The 14078-nt window shown below is 71.2% G+C and carries 16 protein-coding genes; 9 read left to right on the top strand and 7 right to left on the bottom strand.

Annotated elements, in window-relative coordinates; all coding sequences use genetic code 11:
- Positions 1-69: 69 nt before the first annotated feature.
- The 7 genes from F1C12_RS04185 to F1C12_RS04215 are packed head-to-tail and all read left to right on the top strand — an operon-like array spanning position 70 to position 7239.
- A complete protein-coding gene (locus F1C12_RS04185; RefSeq protein ID WP_185277574.1) occupies positions 70-981 on the top strand; it encodes an ATP-binding cassette domain-containing protein in 912 nt (303 codons plus the stop codon).
- Complete coding sequence (locus F1C12_RS04190; protein ID WP_185277575.1) at positions 978-1835, top strand: ABC transporter permease subunit; 858 nt, start codon at positions 978-980, stop codon at positions 1833-1835. The genes F1C12_RS04185 and F1C12_RS04190 overlap by 4 nt, the downstream gene beginning before the upstream one ends.
- A complete protein-coding gene (locus tag F1C12_RS04195) occupies positions 1832-3151 on the top strand; it encodes a sensor histidine kinase (protein WP_258046104.1) in 1320 nt (439 codons plus the stop codon). The genes F1C12_RS04190 and F1C12_RS04195 overlap by 4 nt, the downstream gene beginning before the upstream one ends.
- Positions 3148-3837 carry a response regulator gene (locus F1C12_RS04200; protein WP_185277576.1) on the top strand — a complete coding sequence of 230 codons (690 nt, stop codon included), beginning with the start codon at positions 3148-3150 and terminating at the stop codon, positions 3835-3837. Before F1C12_RS04195 ends, F1C12_RS04200 begins: the two co-directional genes overlap by 4 nt.
- A 55-nt stretch (positions 3838-3892) precedes the next feature.
- Positions 3893-5146 carry a mechanosensitive ion channel family protein gene (locus tag F1C12_RS04205; protein ID WP_185277577.1) on the top strand — a complete coding sequence of 418 codons (1254 nt, stop codon included), beginning with the start codon at positions 3893-3895 and terminating at the stop codon, positions 5144-5146.
- The gene (locus tag F1C12_RS04210; protein WP_185277578.1) at positions 5146-5553 is read left to right on the top strand and encodes a globin; all 408 of its coding nucleotides are present in this window, start codon (positions 5146-5148) and stop codon (positions 5551-5553) included. The genes F1C12_RS04205 and F1C12_RS04210 overlap by 1 nt, the downstream gene beginning before the upstream one ends.
- Positions 5554-5589: 36 nt before the next feature.
- Positions 5590-7239: an FAD-binding dehydrogenase gene (locus tag F1C12_RS04215; protein WP_185277579.1), complete on the top strand. Its 1650-nt coding sequence runs from the start codon at positions 5590-5592 to the stop codon at positions 7237-7239.
- Positions 7240-7292: 53 nt separating this feature from the next.
- Here the strand turns inward: F1C12_RS04215 and F1C12_RS04220 are convergent, their stop codons facing one another.
- The gene (locus F1C12_RS04220; protein ID WP_185277580.1) at positions 7293-8051 is read right to left on the bottom strand and encodes a hypothetical protein; all 759 of its coding nucleotides are present in this window, start codon (positions 8049-8051) and stop codon (positions 7293-7295) included.
- A gap of 39 nt (positions 8052-8090) precedes the next feature.
- On the opposite strand from F1C12_RS04220, the gene F1C12_RS04225 reads away from it, so the two are divergent.
- The gene (locus F1C12_RS04225) at positions 8091-8975 is read left to right on the top strand and encodes an acyl-CoA thioesterase (protein WP_185277581.1); all 885 of its coding nucleotides are present in this window, start codon (positions 8091-8093) and stop codon (positions 8973-8975) included.
- A 25-nt stretch (positions 8976-9000) separates the two neighbouring features.
- Here F1C12_RS04225 and F1C12_RS04230 read toward each other — a convergent pair whose 3' ends face one another.
- Positions 9001-9693, bottom strand: coding sequence for an anti-sigma factor family protein (locus F1C12_RS04230; protein ID WP_185277582.1), 693 nt, complete (start codon positions 9691-9693; stop codon positions 9001-9003).
- Positions 9690-10202 carry a sigma-70 family RNA polymerase sigma factor gene (locus F1C12_RS04235; protein ID WP_185277583.1) on the bottom strand — a complete coding sequence of 171 codons (513 nt, stop codon included), beginning with the start codon at positions 10200-10202 and terminating at the stop codon, positions 9690-9692. Before F1C12_RS04235 ends, F1C12_RS04230 begins: the two co-directional genes overlap by 4 nt.
- A gap of 124 nt (positions 10203-10326) precedes the next feature.
- On the opposite strand from F1C12_RS04235, the gene F1C12_RS04240 reads away from it, so the two are divergent.
- Positions 10327-10764, top strand: a complete 438-nt coding sequence (locus tag F1C12_RS04240) for a QcrA and Rieske domain-containing protein (RefSeq protein WP_185277584.1) — start codon at positions 10327-10329, stop codon at positions 10762-10764.
- Positions 10765-10847: 83 nt separating this feature from the next.
- On the opposite strand, the gene F1C12_RS04245 is transcribed toward F1C12_RS04240, so the two are convergent.
- The 4 genes from F1C12_RS04245 to F1C12_RS04260 form a co-directional block, all read right to left on the bottom strand.
- A complete protein-coding gene (locus F1C12_RS04245) occupies positions 10848-11315 on the bottom strand; it encodes an acyl-CoA thioesterase (RefSeq protein WP_185277585.1) in 468 nt (155 codons plus the stop codon).
- Positions 11316-11322: 7 nt separating this feature from the next.
- Complete coding sequence (gene ettA, locus F1C12_RS04250; protein WP_185277586.1) at positions 11323-13005, bottom strand: energy-dependent translational throttle protein EttA; 1683 nt, start codon at positions 13003-13005, stop codon at positions 11323-11325.
- Positions 13006-13098: 93 nt separating this feature from the next.
- A complete protein-coding gene (locus F1C12_RS04255; protein WP_185277587.1) occupies positions 13099-13599 on the bottom strand; it encodes a DUF6993 domain-containing protein in 501 nt (166 codons plus the stop codon).
- A 10-nt stretch (positions 13600-13609) separates the two neighbouring features.
- The gene (locus F1C12_RS04260; protein WP_185277588.1) at positions 13610-14068 is read right to left on the bottom strand and encodes a single-stranded DNA-binding protein; all 459 of its coding nucleotides are present in this window, start codon (positions 14066-14068) and stop codon (positions 13610-13612) included.
- Positions 14069-14078 lie beyond the last annotated feature (10 nt).

Consider the following 14078-nt stretch of genomic DNA (forward strand, 5'->3'; position numbering starts at 1 on the left):
CCCGCCCGACACGCAGGTCGTACCCAGGTTCGATGACGGCGACCCCTCCGCACCCCTACTCTCGGAGCCATGATCCAACTCGAACGCCTCACCAAGACGTTCGGCAGCAAGACCGCTGTCGACGACATCTCGGCGACCATCCAGCCGGGCAAGGTCACCGGCTTCCTCGGGCCGAACGGCGCGGGCAAGTCGACCACCATGCGCATGATCATGGGTCTCGACCGGCCCACCAAGGGCATCGCGACCATCAACGGCAAGCGCTACGCCGAGCTGCGGTCGCCGCTCGGCGAGGTCGGCGCACTGCTGGACGCGAAGGCCGTCCACACCGGGCGCACCGCCTACAACCACCTCCTCGCCATGGCCGCGACGCACGGCATCTCCAAGCGCCGCGTGCACGAGGTCATCGGCCTCACCGGCCTCGAGTCCGTCGCGGGCAAGCGCGTCGGCGGGTTCTCGCTCGGCATGGGTCAGCGGCTGGGGATCGCCGCCGCCATGCTCGGCGACCCGCAGACGCTGATCCTGGACGAGCCGGTCAACGGGCTCGACCCGGAGGGCGTGCTCTGGGTCCGCCAGTTCGCCCGGCACCTCGCCGGGCAGGGCCGCACGGTCTTCCTCTCCTCGCACCTGATGAGCGAGATGTCCCAGACCGCGGACCACATCATCGTGCTCGGCCGGGGCCGCATCCTCGCCGACGCCCCGGTGGACCAGATCCTCGCCGGCGCGACGCGCAGCGCGGTCCGGGTCCGGACGCCCGAGGTCGAGCGGCTCGCCAATGCGATCCAGGGCGGGGACGTCACGATCACCGGCGTGGAGGCCCAGCTCATCGAGGTCACCGGCCTCAGCGCCGCGCAGATCGGCGACGCCGCGGCCGCCGCGGGCATCGCCCTCCACGAACTCACCCCGCTCAGCGCCTCCCTGGAGGAGGCGTACCTCGAACTCACGCAGGACGAGGTCGAATACCACTCGGAGGTCGCCCGATGAGCGCCGCAACCGCAACGCCCGCCACCCCGCACGTCCACGCGGAGATCGGCCGGCTCAGCTTCCCGCGCGTGCTGCGCTCGGAGTGGATCAAGCTCCGTTCGCTCCGCTCGACGTTCTGGACGCTCGTCAGCGTCGTGGTGCTGGTCGTGGGGCTCGCGACCCTGATCAGCTTCGCGCTGCCGAGCAAAACCACGCTGCTCAGCGAGGCCGGTCCGCGCGCCGCCACGCTCGACCCGTCCAACATCGTCGCGACGGCGGCCACCTTCGGCCTCACCTTCGCCCAGCTCGTCGTCGCCGTGCTCGGCGTCCTCGCGATCAGCGGCGAGTTCTCCACCGGGATGATCCGCTCCTCGTTCGCGGCCGTCCCGCACCGCTTCCCGGTGCTCGCGGCCAAGGCGATCATGCTCTTCGTCGTGTCCTTCGTGATCGGCCTCGTGAGCATGGCGGCCTCCTGGTCGATCGCGGTCGGAGTCACGGGCGCCAAGGGCTACACGCGTGGGCTGTTCGACGCGTCCACGCTGTGGTCCATCGTGGGCGGCGCCTTCTACCTCGGGCTCGTCGCGGTGTTCGCGCTGGGGATCGGGACCATCATCAAGTCGAGCGCCGGCGGTATCTCCGCCGTGGTCGGCGTCCTCTTCGTCCTGCCGATCCTCGCCAACGTCCTGGTGTCGGTGTTTCCGAAGGAGACCTGGCTCGCAGACTGGACGCACTACCTCGTCAGCAACAACGGCAGCGGGCTCGCCGGACTCGCCAACGGCGGCCTCGAGCCCTGGCAGAACGCCCTGAGCCTCGGCATCTGGACCGCCGCCGCCTTCGTCGTGGGAGCCATCCTGCTGCAGCGACGGGACGCGTGACCCCGACGGTGACCGCCGCCGACGCCGCCCCGGCCGACCTCGAACTCCCGAGGCCGCCCGGGGCGGTGCGGCGCTATTTCGGCGCGCATCCGCTCGTCGTGGATGCGATCGTCGCCGGCGTCTACCTGGTGCCCTCTCTCGCCGAGGGCGTCGTCCACCTGGTGCGGACCCCGAGTCTGGCCGCCGCGATCCAGCTCCTGCTCGTGGTCATCGCCGGCGCGGCGCTGTTCGCCCGCCGGCTGCACCCGCGAGCGGTGTTCGGGATCGCGATCGTCGTCCTGGTCGTCAGCGTCTTCCTCGGGCGCAACCTCGACTTCGTCCCCGCGGTGTTCGCGCTCTACGCCCTCGCGGTCTACCGGTCGGTGCGCTCGGCTTGGATCGGCTACGGCATCACGGCGGTGGTGACCACCGTCACCCTCGCCGTCGCGACCATCGTCTCGGAGGTGCCCGACTTCGCACCGCTGTCGACGGAGGCCGTGCCCTCCGGGTTCGCCGCGCTAGCGTTCTGCATCGTGGCGGTCCTGATCGGCAGCAACGTGGGCAACCGCCGCCGCTACCTGACCGCGCTCATCGACCGCGCCAGGCAGCTCGCCAGGGAACGCGACCAGCAGGCCGAGATCGCCACCGCGGCCGAGCGCAGCCGCGTCGCGCGGGAGATGCACGACATCGTCTCGCACAGCCTGACCGTGATGATCGCCCTGGCCGACGGCTCAGCCGGACTCGTCGCCACGTCACCGGAGCGCTCCGCCGAGACGATGCGGCTGGTCGCCGAGACCGGCCGCGGCGCCCTCGGCGACATGCGCCGGCTGCTCGGCGTGCTGCGCGCGGGCGACGAGGAGGCCGCCGCGCACGCCCCGCAGCCCGGCCTCAGCGACCTCCGCGAGCTGGTCGAGCGGTTCCGGGCGGCCGGCCTCCCGGTGCGGATCACCGTCTCGGGGACGCCGCCGACCGACGTCGGGCAGCAGCTCACCGTCTTCCGGGTCGTGCAGGAGGCCCTCACCAACACGCTCCGGCACGCCGAACTCGCGACCACGGTCGCCGTGACCATCGAGTTCGGCGAGCGGGTCATCCGCATCACCGTGGAGGACGACGCCACCGTCCACACCGGCTCCGTGCAGGGTTCCGGCAGCGGCCTCCTCGGGCTGCGCGAGCGTGTCGCGCTCTACGGTGGGACGCTGGAGGCCGGGCCCCGGCGCGGCGGCGGCTGGCGGCTCGTGGCGGAGTTCACCACCGTGCCGTCTCCGGCCGACCCCATCGCCGCCGACACTGACACCGGCATCGACAATGACACCGGCACCACCAGGAGAACAGAATGACCGACCCCCACCACCCTCAGCAGCCGATCAGCGTCCTGCTCGTCGACGACCAGGCGCTCGTGCGGCTGGGCTTCCGGATGGTGCTGGAGACCGAGTCCGATCTCCGGGTGGTGGGCGAGGCGGCCGACGGCGTCGAAGCGGTCCGCCTGGCCGTCGAGACCCGGCCGGACGTCATCCTCATGGACGTGCGGATGCCGAACCTCGACGGCATCGAGGCGACCCGGCGCATCGTGACGGCGAATCCGGACGCGCGCATCATCATCCTCACCACCTTCGACCTGGACGAGTACGCCTTCGGCGGGCTGCGCGCCGGCGCGAGCGGCTTCCTGCTCAAGGACGCCCGTCCGGCCGAGCTGACCGCGGCCATCCGCGCCGTCGCCGCCGGGGACGCCGCCGTCACCGGACGCGTCACCCGCTCCATGCTGGAACTCTTCGCCGACCGGCTCCCCGCCAGCGGCCCGTCCGCGACCACGACGGCCGACCCGGCGGCGGTGCTCACGCCGCGCGAGCGGGAGATCCTGCTCGCGATGGCCGACGGCCTGACCAACGGCGAGATCGGCGCGAAGTTCTTCCTGACCGAGTCGACCGTCAAGACGCACGTCGGCCGGGTGCTCGCCAAGCTGCAGCTGCGCGACCGCGTGCACGCGGTCATCTTCGCGTACGAGAACGGGCTGGTGGAGAGCTGAGCCGCGCCGCGAATTCCAGAAGACGCCAAGGCTGCTCTCGGTAGGATTCCGTGCGATGAGCATTCTGAAAGCGAACTTCTGGACCTCCCTCGGGGACTGGGCCGTCAGCACCGGTTGGACCCTGCTCAACGTCTTCTGCATCATCCTCGGCGCCGTCCTGATCAGCTGGCTGCTGCGCGTGATCATCCGCCGCGTGGTCAAACAGATCGTCAGCGGCGTGAAGAAGGGGCAGAGCGTCACCGACACGCAGGCGCTCGTGGCGTCGCCGCTCGCCGCGGTGCGAGTGGTGCAGCGTACCCGGACGCTGGGCTCCGTACTGAGCAACATCGTCAACGTGACCATCGGCATCATCGCCATCGTGATGATCTTCGGCGTCGTCGCACCCAACGCCGCGAGCTCGCTCGCCCTCCTCACCGCCGCGATCGGCGCCGGCCTCGGTTTCGGCGCGCAGAACATCGTGAAGGACGTCCTCAACGGCCTCTTCATGGTCATGGAGGACCAGCTCGGCGTCGGCGACGTGGTCGACCTGGGGCCGGCGACCGGGGTCGTGGAGGCCGTGGGCATCCGGATCACCCAGGTGCGCGACGTCAACGGCACGCTCTGGTTCGTCCGCAACGGCGAGATCCTGCGCGTCGGCAACATGTCGCAGGGCTGGTCGCGCGTGATCGTGGACCTCGCCGTGCCGTACGACACCGACATCGAGACGGTGCAGGCGAAGATGATGGAGGCGGCGACCGCGCTCGCGACGAGCCCCAAGTGGCGCTCCCGCATCCTCGACAAGCCGGAGCTGTGGGGGATGGAGTCGATCTCCGCCGACGCCATCGTGATCCGGATCGTGCTGAAGACCCGCACGACGGCGAAGGACGACGTGTCCCGCGAGCTGCGCCTGCGGCTCAAGCAGGCCACCGACGAACTCGGCGTCACCCTGCCGTCGCTGTCGGCCGTCGTCCTCTCCGGCTTCGACGGCGCGGGCAGCGTCAACGGCGCGAAGCCGCCGCGCACCCGGCCGACGCCGGTCGTCCCGGACCGGCCGCTGACCGGGCGCAAGGCGCGGGCGGCGGCGAAGCGGACCGCGACCCGCGCGCCCGACCCGGGCGCCATCCGGATCCGGCCGGCGATCGAGACGAAGCCGGATGCTGCGCCCGCCAAGCCGGCCGCGAAGCCCGCCACGACCCGGTCGACCGCGGCGAAGCCGGCCACACCTCCCACGCCGCCGGCCGACGCGGACACCCCGGCGAAGCCCGCCGCCAAGCCCCGCACCCCGAAGCCTCCGGCTGCCGGGCAGCCTCCCGCGGAAGAAGCCGAGTGATGACCAGCCTCCCCGTCGAACCGCCGCTCGGGCCGTCCTTCTTCGAGCAGATCGGCGGCCACGCCACCTTCGTGCGTCTCGTGGACTCCTTCTACCGCGGCGTCGCCTGCGACCCGGTGCTGCGCCCGATGTACCCGGAGGACGACCTCGGTCCCGCCAAGGAGCGGCTGACGCTGTTCCTGGAGCAGTACTGGGGCGGCCCGACCACCTACAGTCAGGAGCGCGGCCACCCGCGCCTGCGGATGCGGCACAACCCGTTCAAGGTCAACCCGGACGCCCGCGACCGCTGGCTCGCGCACATGCGCGTCGCGGTCGACGAGCTCGGGCTGCCTCCGTTGCAGGACGAGACCCTCTGGAACTATCTGGAGCGCGCCGCGTTCGCTATGGTCAACACATTCGAGGAGTAGCGCCTCACCCTCCCGCCGTGCCGAAGGAGCCACGCCATGACCCCTGAACCCGACTGCCTCGTCGTGGGAGCCGGACTCGCCGGACTGGTCGCCGCATGCGAGCTGCTCGACGCGGGGAAGACCGTGACGATCCTCGACCAGGAGCCTGCGGCCTCCCTCGGCGGTCAGGCGTTCTGGTCGTTCGGCGGGCTGTTCCTCATCGACTCCCCCGAGCAGCGCCGGATGGGCGTCACCGACTCGCTCGCCCTCGCGCGGCAGGACTGGTTCGGCAGCGCCGGCTTCGACCGTGCGGAGGACCACTGGCCGAAGCGCTGGGCGGAAGCCTACCTCCAGTTCGCCGCCGGCGAGAAACGTGCCTGGCTGCACGAGAAGGGCGTCCGGTTCTTCCCGGTCGTCGGCTGGGCCGAACGCGGCGACGGCACGGCGGGAGGCCACGGCAACTCCGTGCCGCGCTTCCACATCACCTGGGGCACCGGCCCTGGCGTCCTGGAGCCGTTCGTCCGGCAGGTGCAGGCCGCCGCCGCGACCGGGAAGGCGCGCCTCCTGCACCGTCACCGCGTCGACGAGCTGATCGTGGAGGACGGCCGCGTCGCCGGCGTGCGCGGCGAGATCCTGAAGCCCGACGCCGCCCCGCGCGGCGCGGCCAGCAACCGGGAGCGGATCGCGGACTTCGAGCTGCGCGCCCCGGCCGTCGTGGTCGCGAGCGGCGGCATCGGCGGCAACCACGACCTGGTCCGCGCGGCCTGGCCGGAGCGGCTCGGCACTCCCCCGGACTTCATGCTCTCCGGCGTCCCGGCGCACGTCGACGGCCGGATGCTCGGCATCGCGGACGCGGCGGGCGCGCACCTGATCAACGGCGACCGGATGTGGCACTACACCGAGGGCATCCAGAACTGGGACCCGATCTGGCAGCGGCACGGCATCCGCATCCTGCCCGGTCCCTCGTCGCTGTGGCTGGACGCGCGCGGCGAGCGGCTGCCTGCGCCACTGTTCCCCGGGTTCGACACGCTCGGGACGCTGGAGCACCTGCGGAAGGTCGGCTCCGACTACTCGTGGTTCATCCTCACCCAGAAGATCATCGAGAAGGAGTTCGCGCTGTCGGGCAGCGAGCAGAACCCAGACCTGACCGGCAAGGACTTCGGCCTGCTCGCCAAGCGCGTCGCGCCAGGAGCGCCCGGGCCGGTGGAGGCGTTCAAGGAGAAGGGCGCCGACTTCGTCGTGGCGGACACCTTGGACGAGCTGCTGGCCGGGATGCAGCGGCTGTCGGAGGTCCCGCTCGACACCGAGCTGGTGACCCGGCACGTGCGCGAGCGCGACCGGCAGCTCGACAACCCGTTCGGCAAGGACCTCCAGCTGGCGGCGGTCCGCGGCGCCCGCGCCTACCGCGGCGACAAGCTCATCCGGGTGGCGTCGCCGCACAAGCTCACCGACCCGAAGGCCGGCCCGATGATCGCGGTGAAGCTGCACATCCTCACCCGCAAGAGCCTCGGCGGCATCGAGACGGACCTCGACGGCCGGGTGCTCGGAGCCGACGGCGAGCCGGTGCCCGGACTGTACGCGGCCGGCGAGGCGAGCGGCTTCGGCGGCGGCGGTGTGCACGGCTACCGGGCGCTGGAGGGGACATTCCTCGGCGGGTGCCTGTTCTCCGGGCGGCAGGCCGGGCGGGCGGTGGCGCGGGCGGTCTAGCCGCGGCGGGTCGCCTCAGCCTCGCAGGGTCACGTCAGCCTCGCCGGGTCGCGTCAGCCGCGCAGGCTCCACGACTGCCGGCGGATGAGGGTGTGTCCGCGCCGCGTCGTCAGCCGCGTCCACGGCCCAGTCTCCAGGATCGCGACCGGCTCCCCCGCGGCCAGGAACCCCAGGCTCTCCGCCGCGAAGGCCGCACCGGCCGGGACGTACTCCAGCTCATCGATGGGACGGCCCCACACCTCGGCGCGCACGCGCTGGACGAGCTGTTCGCCCGTCCCCGTCGGCACGGCGTCCGCCACCTCGGCGATGCCGGCCGCCGCCGTCGCCTGCAGCAGCTCGAAGTTCGTCTCGCCGACCTGCCGCCAGCCGCCGCGGGGCGGTGAGATGCCCGCCCAGGTCACGGAGGGCGCCTCCATTGGCAGGCGCACCTCCAGCGGTGCGCTCTCCACGGCCCCGTCGACCGCGCCGGACTCGTCGCCGTCGCGGCCCTCCTCCTCGACCGCACCGGTCTCGGAGGCAGCCGCCGCGCTCTCCGCAGCCTCGCGCACCCGCGCGAGCCGGTCGAGCAGCGAGCGGATCGGGACGACCACGTCGAACTCCACATCGTTCCCGGTCAGGAACGTGCGCAGCCCGAGCACGGTCGGCGTCTGGTCGAGCAGCCCCCTCGGGTAGAGGATGGCGGTGTACACGGCGAGCACGCCCGATCCTGCGATCAGGCGCACCGACCCTTCCTCGACGCGGGCGGCGCGCGACAGGTACGTCTGCAGGTCGGCGGCGGCGAGGGTGTCCTGGAGGGAAAACGACTGGCTCATCTGCCCTCTAAGCTACTAGAGACCCCGGACGGAGACACTGTGACAGAGCCCCTGGAATCGCTGCTCGCCGCGCTCGACCTCACCGACACCGGCGCCCGGACAAGCGAGGACATCTTCACCGGGCCTTCCCAGTGGATGCCGCTGGGCCGCGTGTTCGGCGGTCAGGTGCTCGCCCAGTCCATCGTGGCGGCGACCCGAACGGTCTCCGACGACCGCAGCATCCACTCGATGCACGGGTACTTCCTGCGGCCCGGCGATGTCAACTATCCGATCACCTTCTCCGTCGACCGCATCCACGACGGGCGCTCGTTCTCCACCCGGCGCACGCAGGCCTACCAGAACGGGCTGCCGATCCTGTCGATGATCGCCTCGTTCCAGGACGACGACGAAGGCCTGGAGCACCAGGTCGCCATGCCGCTGGACCTGCCCGACCCCGAGACGCTGCCGAACTCGGCGGCGACGCTGGAGGACGTCGAGCACCCGGTCGCGCAGTACTGGGCGAGTCAGCGCCCCTTCGACATGCGGCACGTGCCCTCGCCGATCTACCTGTCGGTCGAGGGCGCACACGTCGCCCACCAGGCCGTCTGGTTCCGCTCGATCGGCGACCTCCCGGACGACCCCGCGCTGCATCGCGCGGCGCTCGCCTACGCCAGCGACTACACGATCATGGAGTCCGTCATGCGCCGGCACGGCGTCGCCTGGGCGACCCCCGGCCTCAAGGCGGCGAGCCTGGACCACGCGATGTGGTGGCACCGGCCGGCCCGCGTGGACGAGTGGCTGCTCTACACGCAGGAGTCGCCGAGCGCGAACGGCGGCCGCGGGCTGGCCCTCGGCCGGATCTTCAGCCGCGACGGCCGCCTCGTGGCGAGTGTCGCCCAGGAGGCCACCATCCGCGTCCCCGACGCGGCCAAGCTTCGCGACTGAGCGGCTGACCGCCGAAGGCGTCGGCTCAGCCGAACGTGCTGCGCAGCAGCACCGTCCCGTTGGCCGCCGACCTGATGTCGATCGCGGCGATGTCGGCGACCGGCACGCTCGTCGTCGCCGCGGGCTCGACCACGGTCCCCTCGGTCGCCGTCCACGTCGAGATCTGGGTCTGGTGGCCGGACTTGTCGGTGACGACCATCGCGTAGGTCCAGGTGCGGCCTCCGTCGTCGCCGCCCACCTTCGCGTAGGCGCAACGCGAGTCGATCCGGGTTCCCCACGGTTCGGACGTCAGGTGGAGGTCGGCGGACAGCGCGCTCGGCTCCACCTGCTCCATCGCGACGCTGGTGCCCGCAGGCGAGCCGGGCTCCAGCGCTGGGACGGCGATCGCGATGGCCCCCACGAGCACGGCCGCCGCCGCAGCGGCGAGACCGCCCACCAGCCAGCGCGACCGCCGTCTGCGCCGCCGGGCGGCGTCCAGCAGCGACGGAAGCACCTCCGCGCCGAGCCCGGCGTCCTGCGGCGCCTCCTCGTCGAGCAGTGCGAACGCCTGCTCACGGGGCACCCGGCCGAGCAGCCCCGGCATGCCGGCGAGCTCGGCGACCGCGGCAGAGCAGCGCCCGCACTCGCGCAGGTGCTCCTCGAACTGCTTGCGCTCGTTCGGAGCCAGGGCGCCGAGCACGTAGGCGGCGTCCCAGGTGGCGAACTCGTCGTGGTTCATCGCTCCGTCACCCCTCTCTCCTGCAGTGCGAGCCGCATGGCCCGGAGGCCGTAGTGCAGCCGCGACTTGACCGTGCCCTCCGGGATCTCCAGCTCCCGCGAGATCTCGGCGATGGACCTGCCGCCGTAGTACGCGTGGACGATCACCGCGCGGTGCTCGTCGGAAATCTCCGCCAGTGCGTCCGAGACGAGCCATGCGTCGAGGACGGCGTCCGCGCCGTCGTCCTGCGACGGCCGCTCCGGGAGGGTGTCGGTGCCGAACTCGTGCTGCGAGTGCGCGCTCCGCTTGTCGTCGATGACGATGTTGCGGGCGACGGTGAAGAGCCAGGCGCGCGCCGACTGCTGGGTCTGATCCAGCACCGCTGGCTTGCGCCAGGCGCGCAACAGGGTCTCCTGCACGACGTCGTCGGCCATCGCTCGGTCGCCGGTGAGGTGGACGACGTAACGCCACACCGCCTGCGCGTGCTGGTCGTGCAGCTCCCGCAGCAGGCGTGCGTCCTCATCCGGCATGGTCACCTCCTTCACTAACCACGGAGCCGGCGATGGAATGGTTCAGAACGCCATGAGTGAACCGGGCTGTTCTCCGTCTCGTGCCTACGCTAGGAGAAAGCACTGCCGACCGGGAGGATCCACGATGACCGAATCCGCGCCGCTGACGCGCCGCACCCTCGTCCAGATCGGCGGCGTGTCCGCAGCAGGCGCGGGGGCGCTGCTGCTGGCGGCATGCACGCCGCAGGGCTCTGGCGCGTCCGGCGACGGTTCGGGGAACGGGAACGGCGGCTCGGCCACCGTCGCTCTGTCGTCCATCCCGGTCGGCGGCGCTGTCTCCGCTCAGCTCGGCTCGACGCCGATCGTCGTCGCGCAGCCGTCCGCCGGAACGGTCGTCGCGTTCAGCGCGGTGTGCACGCATGCGGGCTGCACGGTGGCACCGCAGGGCAAGGAGTTCGACTGCCCGTGCCACGGATCGCGCTTCGACGGGACGACCGGCGACGTCATCAACGGCCCCGCGAGCACCCCGCTGACGAAGCTGAAGGCGAACATCTCCGGAGACAAGGTCACCGTCACCCAGTAGCGCCACCGTCGAGGGGCACGTAAACGCCCCTAAAACGCGGGTTTAGGGGCGTTTACGTGCCCTTCGGCGCCAGAGAGACGCGCTCAGCGCTTGGTGAACTGGACGGGGTCGTCGAGGTAGGGGGTCCAGGCGGCGCGCTCGCGGTCGTTGATGCGGCGCGGCCGCTGGGTCGCGGCGTCGACCAGCACGATGGTGGTCGCCGCGCGCGAGAACATCGTGCGCGGCTCGGCCCACTCCGGCGTCCACACCTCGTAGTTGACCTCCAGGCTCGCTCCGCCCAGCCTGCCGAGCCAGAGCTGCACGTCGAGCGGCTGTCGCAGGTACGGGATGGGCGCGACGTACTCGATCTCCTGCCGCGCGATCAGGGTGAGCGTGTCCGCGCCCGGTGTCCCGTCGAGCACGGCGGTGGAGCCGCCGACCGCGTGCTCGTCGCTCGACCAGAACGCCTCGATGCGCGCCTCCTCCAGGAGGCGCAGCATCGCGGCGTTGTTCACGTGGCCGTACGCGTCGAGGTCGCTCCAGCGGAGCTTGATCGGAACGTGCAGTCGCATGGCGGCGTCAGTCGCGCGTGAGCTTGCGGTACGCGGAGCGGTGCGGCTTCGCGGCGTCGGCTCCGAGGCGCTGGACCTTGTTCTCCTCGTACGCCTCGAAGTTGCCCTCGAACCAGTACCAGTCGGACGGGTTCTCCTCGGTGCCCTCGTAGGCGAGGATGTGCGTCGCGATGCGGTCGAGGAACCATCGGTCGTGGGTGATGACCACGGCGCAGCCGGGGAACTCGAGCAGCGCGTTCTCCAGGCTGGAGAGCGTCTCGACGTCGAGGTCGTTGGTCGGCTCGTCGAGCAGCAGGAGGTTGCCGCCCTGCTTGAGCGTCAGCGCCAGGTTGAGTCGGTTGCGCTCACCACCGGAGAGGACGCCGGACTTCTTCTGCTGGTCCGGTCCCTTGAACCCGAAGGTGGAGACGTAGGCCCGCGACGGCACCTCGGTCTTGCCGACCTGGATGTAGTCGAGCCCGTCGGAGACGACCTCCCAGACGTTCTTGTTCGGGTCGATGCCGCCACGGGTCTGGTCGACGTAGGAGATCTGCACGGTCTCGCCGACCTTCAGGTCGCCGCCGTCGAGCGGCTCCAGGCCGACGATCGTCTTGAACAGCGTGGTCTTTCCGACGCCGTTCGGGCCGATCACGCCGACGATGCCGTTGCGCGGCAGCGTGAAGCTGAGGCCGTCGATCAGGACGCGGTCGCCGAAGCCCTTCTGCAGGTTCTTCGCGTCGATCACGATCTGGCCGAGGCGCGGCCCCGGCGGGATCTGGATCTCCTCGAAGTCGAGCTTCCTGGTGCGCTCCGCCTCGGCCGCCATCTCCTCGTAGCGCGCCAGACGCGCCTTGGACTTGGCCTGCCGGCCCTTGGCGTTGCTGCGCACCCAGTCGAGCTCGTCGGACAGCCGCTTGGCCAGCTTGGCGTCCTTCTTGCCCTGGACCTCCAGGCGCTCGCGCTTCTTCTCGAGGTAGGTCGAGTAGTTGCCCTCGTACGGGTAGAGGTGACCGCGGTCGACCTCGGCGATCCACTCGGCGACGTGGTCGAGGAAGTACCGGTCGTGGGTGACGGCGAGCACGGCGCCGTGGTACTTGGCCAGGTGCTGCTCGAGCCAGAGCACGCTCTCGGCGTCGAGGTGGTTGGTGGGCTCGTCGAGGAGCAGGAGGTCGGGCTTCTGCAGCAGCAGCTTGCAGAGCGCGACGCGGCGCTTCTCACCACCGGAGAGCGTGTTGACCGGCCAGTCGCCCGGGGGACAGCGCAGCGCGTCCATCGCCTGCTCCAGCTGGGAGTCGAGGTCCCACGCGTCGGCGGCGTCGATCTGCTCCTGCAGCGTGCCCATCTCGGCGAGCAGCGTGTCGAAGTCGGCGTCCGGGTCGGCCAGCAGCCCGGAGATCTCGTTGAACCGGTCGACCTTGTCCTTGATCTCGCCGACGCCCTCCTGGACGTTCTCGAGCACGGTCTTGGACTCGTCGAGCTGCGGCTCCTGCATGAGGATGCCGACCGTGTAGCCCGGAGACAGCTTGGCCTCGCCGTTGGACGGGGTGTCGAGCCCCGCCATGATCTTCAGGATGGTCGACTTACCTGCGCCGTTCGGACCGACGACGCCGATCTTCGCTCCCGGCAGGAACGCCATCGTCACGTCGTCGAGGATCACTTTGTCGCCGACGGCCTTGCGGGCCCTAACCATCGAGTAAATGTATTCGGCCACTCTTCTTCCTGAACTCCCTGTCTTGGACTCGCCGGGCTCGCAGCCCTGGGCTCGGAACCCTGGGCTCGAAGCCCTGTACGAGGATACCGGGAACTACCAGTCGATCGGCCGGGTCTGGCCGATCAGGCAGCCTCCGGTCGCGAGGGCCGGGCTGGTGAGACTCGTGTAGCCGCCGGAGTCCGGCCCGTACTGGCCGATCACGCAGCTGTCTCCGAATTTGACGGAGAACTGGATGGAGGGCGCCGTGAGCCCGATCGTGGTCGTGTCCGGCGTGAGCTGCATGTCCGCCTTCGTGAACCCGGCCGCCACCAGCCCGTCGATGAAGTCGCGCCCCTTCGCACCCGGCTTGGCCGCGATCGTCGCCTGATTCACCTTGTCGAAGTACGGCTGGTTCGCAGCGGCGGTCCCGCCGGGCACGAGCACGGGGGCCGCGCTCGCGGTCGGCGTCGGCGTAGCCGAGTCCGACGCCGTCGTGTGCGGCGCGGGATCGGTCGACGCCGAGGGGTGGGCCCCGGTACACGCGCTCAGCAGCAGCGCCGCCGCGACGGCCGCACCCGCGAGAAAGGCGGCGGCGGGTCGGGCGGGCGCTCTCATGCTGTCCACCCTAGGGCCCGGCGCCTGTGGGATCTCCCTGACCTGCTGCGGGATCCGGCCGCTCTCCTGGCGCGTCTGACACAGCTCCGCCCGCGGCAGGCAGGCGGATCCCGGCCGTGGACCGCGTGAACTCGCTGCGCCCCCAGGTCAGGTCGTGCCCGATCGCCTCCGCCTCGATCTCCACGGTCACGCCGAGCTGTTCACCCTCCCAATCGCGCACGCACAGCCTCCCGGACACCAGGAGCGGGTCGCCGCGCGCGATGCACGCCGCCGCGCTCACCGCGAGTTCGTCGAACGCCGTCACCGTGAACCAGTTGGAGGGCGCGTCCGGCACCGTCGCTCCCGAGCGGCGTTCGCGCCTCCGGTCGTTCGTCACGAGCCGGAAGCTCGTGATCGGCGCCCCCGCCTCCGGCACGATGTGCCGCGGGCTCGTCGCCACCGTGCCCCGTACCGCCACCGTCTCCGTCATGTCTCCCCCG

It is taken from the genome of Leifsonia shinshuensis, from assembly GCF_014217625.1.
GTDB lineage: Bacteria > Actinomycetota > Actinomycetes > Actinomycetales > Microbacteriaceae > Leifsonia > Leifsonia shinshuensis_A.

Bases quoted from the DNA above. Each gene is read 5' to 3' on its own strand.
- F1C12_RS04185 (WP_185277574.1), top strand. From the start codon at position 70: ATGATCCAACTCGAACGCCTCACCAAGACGTTCGGCAGCAAGACCGCT.
- F1C12_RS04190 (WP_185277575.1), top strand. From the start codon at position 978: ATGAGCGCCGCAACCGCAACGCCCGCCACCCCGCACGTCCACGCGGAG.
- F1C12_RS04200 (WP_185277576.1), top strand. From the start codon at position 3,148: ATGACCGACCCCCACCACCCTCAGCAGCCGATCAGCGTCCTGCTCGTC.
- F1C12_RS04205 (WP_185277577.1), top strand. From the start codon at position 3,893: ATGAGCATTCTGAAAGCGAACTTCTGGACCTCCCTCGGGGACTGGGCC.
- F1C12_RS04210 (WP_185277578.1), top strand. From the start codon at position 5,146: ATGACCAGCCTCCCCGTCGAACCGCCGCTCGGGCCGTCCTTCTTCGAG.
- F1C12_RS04215 (WP_185277579.1), top strand. From the start codon at position 5,590: ATGACCCCTGAACCCGACTGCCTCGTCGTGGGAGCCGGACTCGCCGGA.
- F1C12_RS04220 (WP_185277580.1), bottom strand. From the start codon at position 8,051: ATGAGCCAGTCGTTTTCCCTCCAGGACACCCTCGCCGCCGCCGACCTG.
- F1C12_RS04230 (WP_185277582.1), bottom strand. From the start codon at position 9,693: ATGAACCACGACGAGTTCGCCACCTGGGACGCCGCCTACGTGCTCGGC.
- F1C12_RS04235 (WP_185277583.1), bottom strand. From the start codon at position 10,202: ATGCCGGATGAGGACGCACGCCTGCTGCGGGAGCTGCACGACCAGCAC.
- F1C12_RS04240 (WP_185277584.1), top strand. From the start codon at position 10,327: ATGACCGAATCCGCGCCGCTGACGCGCCGCACCCTCGTCCAGATCGGC.
- F1C12_RS04245 (WP_185277585.1), bottom strand. From the start codon at position 11,315: ATGCGACTGCACGTTCCGATCAAGCTCCGCTGGAGCGACCTCGACGCG.
- F1C12_RS04255 (WP_185277587.1), bottom strand. From the start codon at position 13,599: ATGAGAGCGCCCGCCCGACCCGCCGCCGCCTTTCTCGCGGGTGCGGCC.
- F1C12_RS04260 (WP_185277588.1), bottom strand. From the start codon at position 14,068: ATGACGGAGACGGTGGCGGTACGGGGCACGGTGGCGACGAGCCCGCGG.